The organism is Leifsonia sp. GW821-FHT13C09 (genome assembly GCF_058806435.1).
In genome coordinates this window covers 1,099,449-1,112,293 of the sequence record NZ_JBXAPS010000001.1, presented here as the reverse complement: position 1 = coordinate 1,112,293, position 12,845 = coordinate 1,099,449, and the positions used below count along the sequence as shown (strand labels likewise).

Sequence of the window (12,845 nt, the reverse complement as noted above, 5' to 3'; positions counted from 1 at the left end):
GGGAGTGTGCGGCGGGTCAGGACATGACGTCGGCGAGGTCGTAGGCGATCGGGCGGTCGAGCTGGTCGTAGGTGCAGGAGGCCGCGTCGCGGTCCGGGCGCCAGCGCTCGAACTGGGCGGTGTGGCGGAAGCGCCAGCCCTCCATCTGGTCGTAGCGCACCTCCATCACCCGCTCAGGGCGCAGGCGCACGAACGAGACGTCCTTGCTCGCGGAGAACCGGCTGCGATCGGTCTCGCCCGTGACTGCCGCGCCGCTGTCGTCGCGCTCGACCAGCGGCTCCAGGTCGTCGACGAGCTGGAGGCGCACCTTGTCGCTGAACGCGGAGACGCCGCCGACATTGCGCAGCACGCCGTCGTCGCCGTAGAGCCCGACGAGCAGCGAGCCGACGCCCTGGCCGCTCTTGTGCACGCGGTAGCCGAGCACCACCACGTCCGCCGTGCGGTGGTGCTTGATCTTGAGCATCGTCCGCTTGTTCGGGGCGTACGCGCCGTCCAGCGGCTTGGCGACCACCCCGTCGAGCCCTGCGCCCTCGAACTCGACCAGCCACTGCCGGGCGCGTTCGGTGTCGACGGTCGTCCGGGTGACCTTGATGGGGTCGGGGAGGTCGCCGGCGAACTCCTCCAGCGCCGCACGCCGCTCGGAGAACGGCCGGTCGAGGTAGGACTCGGCGCCCAGGGCGAGCAGGTCGAACGCGACGAAGGTGGCGGGGGTCTGCTCGGAGAGCAGCTTCACGCGGCTGGCGGCCGGGTGGATGCGCTGGGAGAGCGCATCCCAGTCGAGCCGTTGGGCGCCGGGCTCGCCGGTGGGGACGACGATCTCGCCGTCGAGGACGCATGGGCCGGGCAGCAGCTCGCGGAAAGCCGCGATCAGCTCCGGGAAGTAGCGGGTGAGCATCTTGGAGCCGCGGCTCCCGATCTCGATGCGGCCGATTGTGCCGTCGCCGGCGTCGTCCGCGTAGACGAGCGCGCGGAAGCCGTCCCACTTGGGCTCGAAGCTGAGCCCGCCCGGGACGCTGTCCTGGTCGGGCACCGCGGGGAGCGCCTTGGCGAGCATGGGGGCGACGGGGGAGTCGGAGGTCGGACGCATGTCTCGATCATGCCGCGACGCGCAGCCGTCCGGAAGGGCGCGCCGCGCAGCCGTCCGGAAGGGCGGCCAGCGCGCGCCCGCGCCTTGCGGCGGTCAGCCCCTCTCCGCGACTCCCGTCAGACCCTCGCTCAGCATCCAGAGGTCGCGGGCGAGCTGCGGGTCCTTCGCCTGCCGGCTCACCGGGCCGTTGGCCGTGAACCGGTCGAAGTAGACCCCGCTGGGCGCCCCGACCGGGAGCGGGCCGGTGAGCCGCTCCAGCGGCGCGGCGCCCTCCTCGGGGGTGATGCCGTACCGGCCGCCGGTCACGGCAGCGCCGAACCGGATCAGGGGAGAGCTCGCCCCGAAGCTCGTGACGACCGTGCCCGGATGGAAGGAGTAGGCCGTCACGCCGGTGCCGGTGAGGCGTTCGGCGAGCTCGGTGACGAACAGGATGGTCGCGACCTTCGACGTGCCGTACGCCCGCCAGCCGCCGCGCCAGCGCCGCCGCTCCCAGTCCAGGTCGTCCAGCCGCAGGCTCCCGAACAGGTTCGCCATGCTCGCGGTCGAGACCACCCGCACGTCGCGACCGGATGCGGCCGTCTGCTCCAGGCGCGGCCGCAGCAGGTGGGTGAGCAGGAACGGCGCGAGGTGGTTGAGCTGGATGGTGCGCTCATGACCGTCGACCGTGTTGCGCCGCTCGTGATACAGGCCGCCCGCGTTGTTGGCGAGCACGTCGATGGCGTCGTAGCGGTCGAGGAGGGCGGCGGCGAGCGCACGCACGTCGTCCAGCCGCTCGAAGTCGGCGAGGAACGGCGTGGCCCCGATCCGCTCCGCGATCGCACGCGTCCGCTCCGGGTCGCGGCCGACCACGGCCACGTCGTCACCGGCCGCGGCGAGCCGTTCCGCGGCGGCGGCGCCGATGCCGGAGCTGGCGCCGGTGACGACGACGGTGCGGCGCTCCTGGGTGTTCATCGGGCCTCCTGGCTGTTCAGCGGGACTTCGGGGGCGTTCATCGGTAGCCGCCCTTCTCGAGGCCCGCCTCGATCTCGAACCGGTTGCGCAGCGGGTCGCGCCCCGCCAGCAGGTAGAGGAACGGGAAGAGCATGCCGTAGCGCTGCCACTGCCGCTTGTGGACGGCCTCGTGCTCGAGGACGTCGTCGCTCACATTGCCGTCGGTGAGGTAGCACGCACCGACGCACGACCCGCCGCGGCCGAACGTCCGCTTGGGCATGCCGCGGAAGACGAACAGTCCACCGCGCCGCTCGACCCGGCCGGTGCTCCAGGCGAAGCCCCAGACCAGCCCGACCGCGGTCGCGTACAGGTAGCCGAGCCGGCTGATCGGCGAGTCGAGGAACACCGCCGACAGGGGACGCGCCGCCGCCCTCCGCTCTGCACGTTCCGTCACTTCGCCGGCCGGCCGTACGTCTCGAGCAGCCGCAGCCAGATCTCGCTGACCGTCGGGTACGACGGGACCGCGTGCCACAGCCGCTCCAGCGGCACCTCGCCGACGATGGCGACCGTCGCCGAGTGCAGGAGCTCGCCGACGTCCTGCCCGACGAAGGTCGCGCCGAGGACGACGCCGCGGTCCTCGTCCACGACCATGCGCGCCAGGCCGTCGTAGTCATCGGCCAGGACGTAGGCGCCGCTGACCGAGCCGATCGGGTAGTCCACCACGCGAGTCCGGTAGCCGGCCTTCTCCGCCGCAGCCGCGGTGAGGCCGACGGAGGCGACTTCCGGCTCGGTGAACGTGACCTGCGGGACCGCCTGGTGGTCGGCGGTCGCCACGAACGCGCCCCAGGGCGCGAGCGACACGTCGTGCCCCTTCGCACGGGCGGCGATCGCGTCGCCCGCGGCGCGGGCCTGGTACTTGCCCTGGTGGGTCAGCAGCGCCCGGTGGTTGACGTCGCCGGCGGCGTACAGCCAGCCGCCGTCCACCGGCTCGCCCGCCGTGTCGAGCACGCGCATGCTGTCGTCGACGGTGAGCCAGCCGCCGTCCTCCAGCCCGAAGCTCTGCAGGCCGAGCCCCGAGGTGCGGGGCAGCCGCCCGGTCGCGACCAGGAGCTCGTCGGTCTCGACCACCGTGCCGTCGCCGAGCCGGATGCGGAACCGGTCGTCGTCGGTGCGCTCGACGGACTCGGTCGTGACGTCGAGGTGCACGTTCACCCCGAGCTCCGTCAGCGCCGCCGCGACGCGCTCACCGGCGAAGGGCTCGGCGCCGCCGAGCAGTCCGTGCCGCGCGATGAGGTGGACCTCGGTGCCGAAGCCCGCGTAGGCGGTCGCCATCTCGGTCCCGACCGTGCCGCCGCCCAGGATCGCCAGCGACACCGGTACCCGCTGCACGCTGGTCGCGTCACGGCTCGTCCACGGCTCGCTGTCGCGCAGGCCCGGAATGTCGGGCAGCAGCGTCGCGGAGCCGGTGCACACGGCCACGGCGTGTTTCGCGGTGAGGACGGTCGTCACCCCGTCCTCACTCGTGACCGTGACCTCGCGCGGGGCGGAGATGGTGGCCCAGCCGCGGACCAGGTCGATGCCCGCTCCCTTGAGCCACTCCACCTGCCCGTCGTCCTTCCAGTCGCTGGTCATGTAGTCGCGGCGGCGGAGCACCGCAGCGACGTCGAGAGGCCCGGTCACCGCCTCGCGAGCGCCGCCGACGCGCTGCGCCGCCCGGAGCGCGGCGGAGGAGCGCAGCAGGGTCTTCGACGGGATGCAGGCCCAATACGAGCACTCGCCCCCGACCAGCTCGGCCTCCACGATCACCGTGCGCATGCCGCCCTGGGCGGCACGGTCGGCGACGTTCTCGCCGACCGTTCCTGCGCCGATGACGATGACGTCGTACTCGGTCGTTGCGGGCATCTCTTCTCCTGAGTGGTCGTGGTCTCGTGTCGGCTGGACGGAGCCTGCGGGGTCAGCGCCCCACGAACTCCGCCGTGGTACGGGTGAGGAAGGCCTGCATCCCGATGCGGGCGTCCTCGCTGCCGGCCAGCCGGACGAGCGCCGGCTGCAGTGCGGCCTCGGCGGCGGCGTCGCCGTCGCGCACGGCGGTGACGGCGTTCGCGAGCGTCGCCTGCACCGCGAGCGGCGCCTGTGCGGCGATCCGCTCCGCGATGGCGAGCGCGGCGTCGAGCTGGGCGCCGTCGTCGACGACCTCCTGCACGAGCCCCATCCGGTACGCCTCGTCGGCGTCGAAGGGGTCTCCGGTGAGGATGTAGCGCATGGCGTTCCCCCAGCCCGCTGCGCGCGGGAACCGGATGGTCGCGCCGCCGAACGGCAGGATGCCCCGGGCGACCTCGATCTGCGCGAAGGTCGTCGAGCGCGCCGCGACGGCGACGTCGGCCGCGAGGATGAGCTCGATGCCCAGCGTGAGGCAGGTGCCCTGCACCGCCACGACGACCGGTTTGCGGACGCGCGGGCCGGACACACCCCAGGGGTCTACGCCGGTCTCGCCGACGAACGACAGCCCCTCCGGGCCGATGCGAGGGCCGACGTCGGCGAGGTCGAGACCGCCGGTGAAGTGGTCGCCGATCGCGTGGACCACGCCGACCCGCAGTCCGGGATCGCGGTCGAGCTCGCCGTAGGCCTCCGCCAGCGCGTTCAGCAGCTCGTAGTCCGCCGCGTTGCGCTTCTCGGGACGGTTGAGACCGATCAGCAGCACGGAGCCGCGCCGCTCGGTCAGGATCTTCGGTTCGCTCATGCCTCTCAAGCTACCGGCGCGATCAGCGGACGTCATCCGGCGGCGCGGTATCCGTGGACAAGTGGCGTGGGCCGCGCTCTGTGGAGGAACCTCCGCCGGCCGCGCTGGCCGCCTTCAGCGGCGCCGTCAGGCTCCCGAGCACCCGAAGGATCACGCTCAGGTCGCGTCCCGCCGCGTCCGGCGACTCCGGCGCGAACTCCGTGACCGCCGCTCCGGCCAGGTCGAACCGCGTGCGCAGGGCCCGGATCGCGTCCGTGAGCTGCTCCGGCGACACTCCGAACGGCTCAGGGAAGCCGATGCCCTCGATCGCGGACGGGTCGAGCACGTCGAGGTCCACGTGCAGGTAGACCGACGTCGCGCCGGTCGCCTCCACCGCGCGCACCAGCGCCTGCGGGTCCTCGAACTCGCCCGGAGCGACAACGCGGATCCCCATGCGCTCCACGAACGCCGACTCGCCGTCGTCGAGGGCGCGCGTGCCGGCGAGGACGAGTTGCTCGTGATGCAGCCGGGCCGCCCCGGTCGCGGCGAGCCCGTCTGGCCCGTCGCCGAGGAGGGCGCGCACGACCATTCCGTGGAAGGCGCCGGACGGCGATGTCGACACGTTGTTGAGGTCGCCGTGCGCGTCGAACCACACGACGGCGACGGACCCGGCCGGATGCGACCCCACCGCGTGCTGCACGCCCGCGAGGTCGGCGCCGCAGTCGCCGCCGATCGTGACGACCGGCGCCTCCAGGACCGCCAGCTCCGCCGCTGCCAGCTCGCGGACGAGGCTGAGCGACGAGTACCGCAGCACCCCCGTCCCGAGGGCTTCCCCCGCCGCCGCGGGGACCGCCACGCTGTGGGTCGCGTTCGCGGGGAGGTCGCCGCGGATGGCCTCCGCGCCGTCGATCAGCCGCATCGCCCGGGAGGACCCTGAACCCTGCCATTGCGGTACGACGAGGAACGATGCCGGGCTCATCCTGTTTCCTTCCGTGTCGCCGCCGCGGCCGCGTTGCGCAGGCCGGAGGCGGTCAGATGCTGACCGTAGGCGGGCATGTCGCGCTCGAACCGCCAGCCTTCGGCGAGCGGACCGAGGTCGACGACGTCGAAGCCGAACTCGTCCAGCAGCTCGGAGACGAGCGCTTTGGCGTCCTCATCGTCGCCCGCGATGGCGAGGGCGCGCCGGCCAGGGGTCCCCGGCGGCGCGGCGTCCGCGGTGAGGTTCGCGGCCGGGATGTGGTTGAACGCCTTGACGACGCTCGCCTGCGGGAGGACGCGCTGGAGCAGCCCGGACACGGTCTCGCGGCCGTCTTCCAGCTCGGGGATGACGCCGTCGCGCGCGGGGTAGTAGTTGCCGGTGTCGATCACGACCTTGCCGGCGAAAGCCGCGGACGGCAGCGAGGCGATCGATCGAAGCGGGATGGCCACCACGACGATGTCGCCTGCCAGGGCGGCCTCCGCCACCGTGCCCGCGCGCGCGTGCGGCCCGAGCTCGCCGACCAGCGCGGCGAGCGACTCCGGCGCCCGCGAATTGCTGATGACCACGTCGTAGCCGTGCGCGATCCCGAGGCGGGCGAGTTGACTGCCGATTCGCCCCGCGCCGACCAGGCCCAGCGTCGTCATGACACGTGCTCCACACTCTGCCGCGCGCCGCGCCTGCGCCGGAGCACCAGCCACAGCACGACGGCGCCGACGATGAGCACGACGGCGAGGGCCACCCAGAAGATCACGACTCCTCCGCTGCCGCCGACCGCGGCGCCGAGTCCCTGGGCCGCGGCGACGGCCGCCGGCGTCCAGTCCTGGGTGCGGAGCTTCGGCTCGACCTGCGTCTGTTCGATCGTGGTCAGCTCGCGGTCGCTGACCGGCCCGCTGCTGTCGCCGGACAGATAGTAGGCCTGGCCGTCGGTCGCGACCGCGAGCAGGTAGTCGGTCGGGCCGAGGTCGTTGCGGGCCGCGGTCTCGTTGGCCCAGTCCTCCGCGTCGGTCGGGTTGCTGAACTGGTCGACGTAGGCGACGTAGAGGCGGATGCCGTGGTTCTTGTAGAGGGCGGCCGAGGCGGCCTCGATCGTGTCCACGTCGGCGTCCGACAACACGCTCGCCTGGTCCACGACGTGCCCGGAGCCGAAGTCGACCGGGTCCGCCGTGCGCGCCGCCTGCGCCGCGGGCGCGGACAAGACGAGCGGCGCGGACCCGGCGCCCACCGCGAGCAGGAGGGCGATGAGCACGCGGCGCCCGATCAGTGAACGATGCACGGACATCCACCCACTCTCCCGAGCTTTCCTGTCATCGAGCCGAGTCTATGAGCGCGCTCCCGGCCGTGTCACTGTTTCGACCTGTTACACGCGCGGATGCGCGTAGCCGCATGCCGCCGCAGAATTGCTGTCATGTCTCCGGCCGCCCGCACCCTCGCCGTCGTCGAGGCGACGCGCTTCCGCGGCCACGACCCGGAGTATCACGCCTACGTGCAGGTGCTCGTCGGAGGAGTCGTCCGCGCGGCGGAGGCCGACGGCTGGACGGTCTCCCGGCTGGCGGCGGACGGTGGAACCGACGCCCTGCTGGCGGCGACCGAGCGGGCCGACGCCGCGGTGATCGTCGGCGGCGAGGATATCTCGCCGCGGTTCTACGGCGCCTCGGGCGGCTACCCGCACGAGAGCCTGCACCGCGAGACCGCCGACGCCGCCCAGCTCGCCCTCGTGCACCGTTCGATCGAGCGCGGCCTCCCGCTGCTCGGCATCTGCCGCGGCCTGCAGATCGTCAACGTCGCGCTCGGCGGCACCCTCGTCCAGGACCTCGGCGAGACCGACCACGTGCGCCGCGGCGTGCCCATCCCGGAGGTGCTGACGACGCATCCCGTGCTGCTGGAGCCGGACAGCCGCGTGGAGCAGCTGCTCGGCGGTCCGGTGGTCGCGGTCCGCAGCGCGCACCACCAGGCGGTGGACGTCGTGGGCGCCGGCCTCCGCGTCACGGGCCGCGCGCCCGACGGCCACGTCGAGGCGATCGAGCACGAGACCGCGCCGATCCTCGCGGTGCAGTGGCACCCGGAGGACCCGGGAGCCCCCGCCGGTCAGCTGGCCGCGCTGCTGGCCGCGCTGCGCGTGCCCGCCCCCGCGGCCTCCCTCGCCGCCTGACGCGCCGCGCGCGCCCCGCACATTCGCGACGAATGCCGTGAACAGCGCCGCGATACGCGACATTCGTCACGAACGTCCCGCAACCCCCGCCGCACATTCGTGACGCTTCGACGCGCATTCGGCACGAACGTCCCGAATGGCGCCGCTTAACGCGACATTCGGCACGAATGTGCGTGGCGTCAGTGCCAGCCGTGGGCGCCGATCAGGGGGACGAACGCGACCGCGCCGAGGTTGCGTTCGTGCAGCGAGCCGTCGGCGCCGCGCTCGAACACGGCCAGGTGCTGGGCGCCTCCCGGATGTCCCACCGGCATCACGATGCGGCCGCCCGGCGCGAGCTGCTCGGGCCAGGCGCGCGGCACGGCCGGCCCCGTCGCCGCGGCCACGATCGCGTCGTAGGGGGCTCCGGCGGGCCAGCCGAGCGTCCCGTCGCCGGTGACGACGTTCACGCGGTAGCCGAGCGCCTCCAGCGTCGCCGCCGCGGTGATGGCGAGCTCGGGATGCCGCTCGATGCTGACCACCCGGTGGCCGAGCTCCGCCGCCACCGCGGCCGCGTAGCCTGAGCCCGTGCCGACGTCGAGCACGGCGTCCTCCGGGCCGATCCGGGCGGCCTCCAGCATCAGCGCGACGATGTACGGCTGAGAGATGGTCTGGCCGTCGCCGATCGGCATCGGGTGGTCCTCGTAGGCGTACCGCTCCGCGCCCTCCGGGACGAACTCGTGCCGTGGCACGCGTCTCATCGCGTCGAGCACCCGCTGGTCCTCGATCCCGCGGAGGCGGAGCTGCTCCTCGACCATCCGCTCGCGTTCGGCGCTGAATTCCCTGTTCGTACCGCTATTGAACCACCGCGGCCCTGCGGTCCTGAAGGCTGGATGTCGCGGTCTCCAGCGCCTCCGCGCCGGCTCCGGCGGCCTCCAGCGCCAGCAGTGCCGCGCCGAGGATGGGCGCCGCCGTGACCAGCTGGATGCGCGCGAGCGGGGCACGCGCCGACAGCCGGCGCTCGACCCCGGACAGCAGCCGCTCGTCGCGCGAGCCGATCACCCCGCCGCCGAGGACGACCGGCACCTCGCGGTCCAGGAGCCCGAGCCGGCGCAGCGTCGTCACGGCGAACACCACGATCTCCTCGGCTTGCCGGTCGACCAGCTCCTGCGCGACCAGGTCGCCTGCGCGTGACGCCGCCAGCACCGCGGGAGCGATGCGGGAGAGGTCGCTGCCTGGGATGCGCCGGAAGTGCAGCGCCTCGATCACGTCGGGGATGCCGTCCAGCCCGTAGAGCGGCGGGATGGCCTCAACCAGCGCGGTCGCCGAGCCGCGCCCGTCGACCGCGCGCGCGGCGTGCCAGAGCGCCTGCTCGCCGAGGTGCCAGCCGCCGCCCCAGTCGCCGGAGATCATTCCGAGCGAGGGGTACCGGACGACCTCGCCGTCGGAGCGGACGCCGACGCAGTTGATGCCGGTGCCGCAGACCACGGCCACGGCGTCCGGTTCGCTCGTGCCGGCGCGCAGCAGCGCGAAGAGGTCGTTGTCGACGACCGCGTCCGCCCAGGCGTAGCCGGCGATCCCGGCGCGGAACTCGGCCTCCTCCGCGGGGAGGTCGAGCCCGGACAAGTAGATGTTCGCAGCGGCGATGGGGCGCGGCCCGGTCTCGTTCAGCAGCCGCTCGATCAGCTCGTCGACGAGCGCGGCGGTCGCGGCCATCCCGATCAGATGCGGGCTGGACGTGGTGCCGCGGGCGGTGGCCGCGACGGTCCCGTCGAGCTCCAGCGCGACCGCGTCGGTCTTCGAGCCGCCGCCGTCGACCGCGATCACGAGCGGCGCTCCCGGTCCGGGTGTCCCGCTCATCGAGCCCACGCCAGGTGTGCGCGGTTCTCCGCCAGGAGCAGGTCGGTCAGTCTCTCGGCGCGGTCGTACTGACCGACGAGCGGGTGCGCGAGCATCGCCCGCAGCACCCGGTCGCGGCCGCCGTGCACGGCGGCGTCGAGGGCGAGCCGCTCATAGCCGGCGACGTGCCCGATCAGCCCGGAGAGGTCGTCGGGGAGAGTCGGGATGTCCACCGCCCGTACGCCGGAGGCGCCGACGACCGCCGGCACCTCGATCACGTGGTCGTCGGGCAGGAACGGCAGCGTCCCCTCGTTGCGGAGGTTGACCACCTGCACGTCGCCGCGGTCGCCGGTCAGCGACGCCAGGAGGTCCACAGCGGCCTCCGAGTAGAAGGCGCCGCCGCGCTGGGCGAGCTGCTCCGGCTTGGTGTCGACGGCAGGGTCGGCGTACAGCTCCAGGAGTTCGCGCTCCACGCGCCGCACGGACTCTGCCCTGGTCGGCGCGTCGAGCTGCTCGCGGAGTACCTCGTCGTGCGCGTAGTAGTACCGCAGGTAGTAGCTCGGCACGCTCCCGAGCAGCCGGATCAGGGAGGCGGGCAGCTCGATCTCCTCGGCCAGCTGCGGCAGGTGCGTGCCCAGCAGGTCGGGGAGGACGTCCCGGCCGCCCACGGTGACCGACCGCTCCCAGGTCAGGTGGTTGAGCCCGACGTGCCCGAGCGCGACCTCGGACGGCGCGACCCCGAGCAGGCCGGCGAACCGGCGCTGGAAGCCGATCGCGACGTTGCAGAGGCCGACCGCGCGGTGGCCCTCCTGGAGCAGCGCGCGTGTGACGATCCCGACCGGGTTGGTGAAGTCCACGATCCAGGCGTCCGGCTTGGCGTGTTCGCGCACGGCGTCCGCGACCCGGAGCACGACGGGCACGGTGCGCAGCGCCTTGGCGAAGCCGCCGGGGCCGGTGGTCTCCTGCCCGATGCAGCCGCACGCGTGCGGGAACGTCTCGTCCCCGTGCCGGGCGGCCTGACCGCCGACGCGGAGCTGGATGAGCACGGCGTCGGCGTCGGTGACCCCGGCGACCAGGTCGGAGGTCGGCACGATCCTCCCCGGATGCCCCGCGGCGCGGAACATCCGCTCGCTCACGCCGCCGACCAGCCGGAGGCGCTCCGGGTCGGTGTCGACGAGCCACAGCTCCTCGATCGGCAGCAGGTCGCGCAGCCGGGCGAACCCGTCCACGAGTTCGGGGGTGTAGGTGGAGCCTCCGCCCACGACGGCCAGTTTCACGAGCTATCCCTTCACGCCGGTGAGTGTGATGCCCTCCACGAAGACGCGTTGGGCGAAGAAGAAGATGATGACCACGGGCACGGTGACGAGCATGGTCATCGCCATGGTGAGCCCCCAGTCGGTGCCGTGCACCCCGCGGAACGACGCCAGCCCGTAGGCGACGGGCCAGGCGGCCGGGTTCTCGGACGTGTACAGCAGCGGGCCGTAGTAGTCGTTCCAGGAGTTGAAGAACATGAAGATCGCGGTCGCCGCGATCCCGGGCTTGGCCATCGGCAGCACGACCCGCCAGAGCACACCGAACTCGCCGTTGCCGTCGATCCGCGCCGCGTCGGAGTACTCCGGCGGGATGGTCAGGAAGAACTGGCGCAGCAGGAAGATCGAGAACGCGTCGCCGAGCAGGTTCGGCAGGATGAGCGGCCAGAGCGTGCCGGTGAGGCCGAGCTGCGACCACATCACGTAGATCGGGATGGCCGTGACCTGCGGCGGCAGCAGCATCGCGACGATGATCGCGGTGAACAGCACGCCGGAGCCGCGGAACCGGATCTTCGCCAGCGCGTAGGCGGCGGGGACCGACGAGAGCAGCATGAAGGCCGTGGCCAGGATCGCGTACATCGCCGAGTTCGCGAACCACTGCGCGAGCGGCACGGTCGTGAACACAGTGACGTAGTTGCTCCAGACGAACGGCTGCGGCCACAGCGACGCCGTCAGCGTCTGCGAACTCGACATCAGCGACGTCAGGAACACGAACACGACGGGGGAGACGAACAGCACGGCGAGCACGATGAGGACGGCGTGCTCGGCGATCCAGCCGAGCGCCTTGCGGGTGCGCAGCGAGCGCGGGCTGCGGATCCGCCGCTCCGGCGCGGCGGGAGACGCCGGGGCCTCCGGGGTGAGGGTTGCGGACGTCATTGCGCGCCTTCCGGGGTGAACGCCTTGAAGCGGCGGAGCAGCAGGACGAGGATGATCGCGGCCACGACGAACAGCAGCACCGCGAGCGCCGAGGCGTAGCCGAGCTGGTACGTGCCGAAACCGCGCACGTACAGCCACTGCGTGTAGGTGAGCAGCGAGCCGTCCGGGTAGCCGAGTGTGTTGCCGATGCCCTCGCCGACCACGGCCTTGCCGCTGGCGACCGAGGAGGCGACCGCGGCCTCGGTGAAGTACTGGATCGCGGCGATCACTCCGGTGACCACCGCGAACAGCAGTACGGGCGAGATGCTCGGCAGCGTGACGTAGCGGACCTTCTGGAGGCCGCCCGCGCCGTCGAGCGAGGCCGCCTCGTACTGCTCGCGCGGCACGTCGAGCAGCGCGGCCAGCAGGATGATCATGATGTCACCCATCACCCAGACGCCGAGCAGCACCAGCGAGGGCTTCGACCAGGCCGGGTCGTTGAACCACAGCGGGCCCTTGATCCCGAACCAGGCGAGCAGCTGGTTGACCGGTCCGGTGCCGGGATTGAACAGGAACACGAACGCGACGACGCTCGCGACCGGCGGCACCAGCGCCGGCAGGTAGAAGATCGTCCGCCAGACCCCGGAGGCCCGGCGGGCGCGGGCGAGGAGGCCGGCGACGATGAGCGCGAACCCGGTCTTCACCGGCACCCAGATCACCACGAACCACAGGGTGTTGAGCGTGGCGAGCCAGACGTTCGGGTCCTGCGTGAACAGGTACTCGTAGTTGCGCAGGCCGATCCACTCCGGCGGCGAGATCAGGTCGAAGCGCGTGAACGAGTAGTAGACGGAGGCGATCAGCGGGTACACGAAGAAGATCGCGAGCCCGAGCAGGGCGGGGGCGAGCAGCGCCAGCGTCACCAGGTTGCGGCGCAGACGGCCTCGGGAGGACCGCGCGGGGCGGGCGGCCACCCCCCCCGCGCTGCGAGCCGTGGTCGTCAC

The 12,845-nt window shown here is 72.7% G+C and carries 13 protein-coding genes and 1 pseudogene; 1 reads left to right on the top strand and 13 read right to left on the bottom strand.

The annotated features are described in order from the left end of the window. Positions 1 to 16: 16 nt before the first annotated feature. The 8 genes from AC1ROW_RS05390 to AC1ROW_RS05355 form a co-directional block, all read right to left on the bottom strand. A complete protein-coding gene (locus tag AC1ROW_RS05390) occupies positions 17 to 1,087 on the bottom strand; it encodes an ATP-dependent DNA ligase (protein ID WP_493017806.1) in 1,071 nt (356 codons plus the stop codon). Positions 1,088 to 1,180: 93 nt separating this feature from the next. Further along, a complete protein-coding gene (locus AC1ROW_RS05385; protein ID WP_493017805.1) occupies positions 1,181 to 2,038 on the bottom strand; it encodes an SDR family NAD(P)-dependent oxidoreductase in 858 nt (285 codons plus the stop codon). Between the two features lie 37 nt (positions 2,039 to 2,075). Beyond that, complete coding sequence (locus tag AC1ROW_RS05380) at positions 2,076 to 2,471, bottom strand: Fe-S oxidoreductase (RefSeq protein WP_493017804.1); 396 nt, start codon at positions 2,469 to 2,471, stop codon at positions 2,076 to 2,078. Further along, positions 2,468 to 3,919, bottom strand: coding sequence for a dihydrolipoyl dehydrogenase family protein (locus AC1ROW_RS05375; protein ID WP_493017803.1), 1,452 nt, complete (start codon positions 3,917 to 3,919; stop codon positions 2,468 to 2,470). Before AC1ROW_RS05375 ends, AC1ROW_RS05380 begins: the two co-directional genes overlap by 4 nt. Positions 3,920 to 3,971: 52 nt before the next feature. Beyond that, a complete protein-coding gene (locus AC1ROW_RS05370; protein ID WP_493017802.1) occupies positions 3,972 to 4,757 on the bottom strand; it encodes a crotonase/enoyl-CoA hydratase family protein in 786 nt (261 codons plus the stop codon). Positions 4,758 to 4,779: 22 nt separating this feature from the next. Then, complete coding sequence (locus AC1ROW_RS05365) at positions 4,780 to 5,715, bottom strand: arginase family protein (RefSeq protein WP_493017801.1); 936 nt, start codon at positions 5,713 to 5,715, stop codon at positions 4,780 to 4,782. Further along, positions 5,712 to 6,359, bottom strand: a complete 648-nt coding sequence (locus AC1ROW_RS05360; RefSeq protein WP_493017800.1) for an NADPH-dependent F420 reductase — start codon at positions 6,357 to 6,359, stop codon at positions 5,712 to 5,714. The genes AC1ROW_RS05365 and AC1ROW_RS05360 overlap by 4 nt, the downstream gene beginning before the upstream one ends. Beyond that, entirely contained in the window at positions 6,356 to 6,994 is a 639-nt protein-coding gene (locus AC1ROW_RS05355; RefSeq protein ID WP_493017799.1) for a TPM domain-containing protein, read from the bottom strand. Before AC1ROW_RS05355 ends, AC1ROW_RS05360 begins: the two co-directional genes overlap by 4 nt. Positions 6,995 to 7,120: 126 nt before the next feature. Here AC1ROW_RS05355 and AC1ROW_RS05350 point away from each other — a divergent pair, with 126 nt between their 5' ends. Beyond that, complete coding sequence (locus tag AC1ROW_RS05350) at positions 7,121 to 7,864, top strand: gamma-glutamyl-gamma-aminobutyrate hydrolase family protein (RefSeq protein WP_493017798.1); 744 nt, start codon at positions 7,121 to 7,123, stop codon at positions 7,862 to 7,864. 179 nt (positions 7,865 to 8,043) lie between these two features. Here AC1ROW_RS05350 and AC1ROW_RS05345 read toward each other — a convergent pair. From AC1ROW_RS05345 to AC1ROW_RS05325, 5 genes and pseudogenes are all read right to left on the bottom strand, one after another. Further along, positions 8,044 to 8,670 (bottom strand): annotated as a pseudogene (locus tag AC1ROW_RS05345) (protein-L-isoaspartate(D-aspartate) O-methyltransferase); the annotation flags it as partial. A gap of 25 nt (positions 8,671 to 8,695) precedes the next feature. Further along, positions 8,696 to 9,700 carry an N-acetylglucosamine kinase gene (locus AC1ROW_RS05340; RefSeq protein WP_493017797.1) on the bottom strand — a complete coding sequence of 335 codons (1,005 nt, stop codon included), beginning with the start codon at positions 9,698 to 9,700 and terminating at the stop codon, positions 8,696 to 8,698. Continuing rightward, complete coding sequence (locus AC1ROW_RS05335) at positions 9,697 to 10,956, bottom strand: 6-phospho-beta-glucosidase (protein ID WP_493017796.1); 1,260 nt, start codon at positions 10,954 to 10,956, stop codon at positions 9,697 to 9,699. The genes AC1ROW_RS05340 and AC1ROW_RS05335 overlap by 4 nt, the downstream gene beginning before the upstream one ends. A 3-nt stretch (positions 10,957 to 10,959) precedes the next feature. Continuing rightward, entirely contained in the window at positions 10,960 to 11,865 is a 906-nt protein-coding gene (locus AC1ROW_RS05330; RefSeq protein WP_493017795.1) for a carbohydrate ABC transporter permease, read from the bottom strand. Then, positions 11,862 to 12,845 carry a carbohydrate ABC transporter permease gene (locus tag AC1ROW_RS05325; protein ID WP_493017794.1) on the bottom strand — a complete coding sequence of 328 codons (984 nt, stop codon included), beginning with the start codon at positions 12,843 to 12,845 and terminating at the stop codon, positions 11,862 to 11,864. The genes AC1ROW_RS05330 and AC1ROW_RS05325 overlap by 4 nt, the downstream gene beginning before the upstream one ends.

Excerpts from the sequence above, each read along its gene's own strand:
- AC1ROW_RS05390 (WP_493017806.1), bottom strand. The coding sequence starts at position 1,087 with ATGCGTCCGACCTCCGACTCCCCCGTCGCCCCCATGCTCGCCAAGGCG.
- AC1ROW_RS05385 (WP_493017805.1), bottom strand. The coding sequence starts at position 2,038 with ATGAACACCCAGGAGCGCCGCACCGTCGTCGTCACCGGCGCCAGCTCC.
- AC1ROW_RS05375 (WP_493017803.1), bottom strand. The coding sequence starts at position 3,919 with ATGCCCGCAACGACCGAGTACGACGTCATCGTCATCGGCGCAGGAACG.
- AC1ROW_RS05370 (WP_493017802.1), bottom strand. The coding sequence starts at position 4,757 with ATGAGCGAACCGAAGATCCTGACCGAGCGGCGCGGCTCCGTGCTGCTG.
- AC1ROW_RS05365 (WP_493017801.1), bottom strand. The coding sequence starts at position 5,715 with ATGAGCCCGGCATCGTTCCTCGTCGTACCGCAATGGCAGGGTTCAGGG.
- AC1ROW_RS05360 (WP_493017800.1), bottom strand. The coding sequence starts at position 6,359 with ATGACGACGCTGGGCCTGGTCGGCGCGGGGCGAATCGGCAGTCAACTC.
- AC1ROW_RS05355 (WP_493017799.1), bottom strand. The coding sequence starts at position 6,994 with ATGTCCGTGCATCGTTCACTGATCGGGCGCCGCGTGCTCATCGCCCTC.
- AC1ROW_RS05350 (WP_493017798.1), top strand. The coding sequence starts at position 7,121 with ATGTCTCCGGCCGCCCGCACCCTCGCCGTCGTCGAGGCGACGCGCTTC.
- AC1ROW_RS05340 (WP_493017797.1), bottom strand. The coding sequence starts at position 9,700 with ATGAGCGGGACACCCGGACCGGGAGCGCCGCTCGTGATCGCGGTCGAC.
- AC1ROW_RS05330 (WP_493017795.1), bottom strand. The coding sequence starts at position 11,865 with ATGACGTCCGCAACCCTCACCCCGGAGGCCCCGGCGTCTCCCGCCGCG.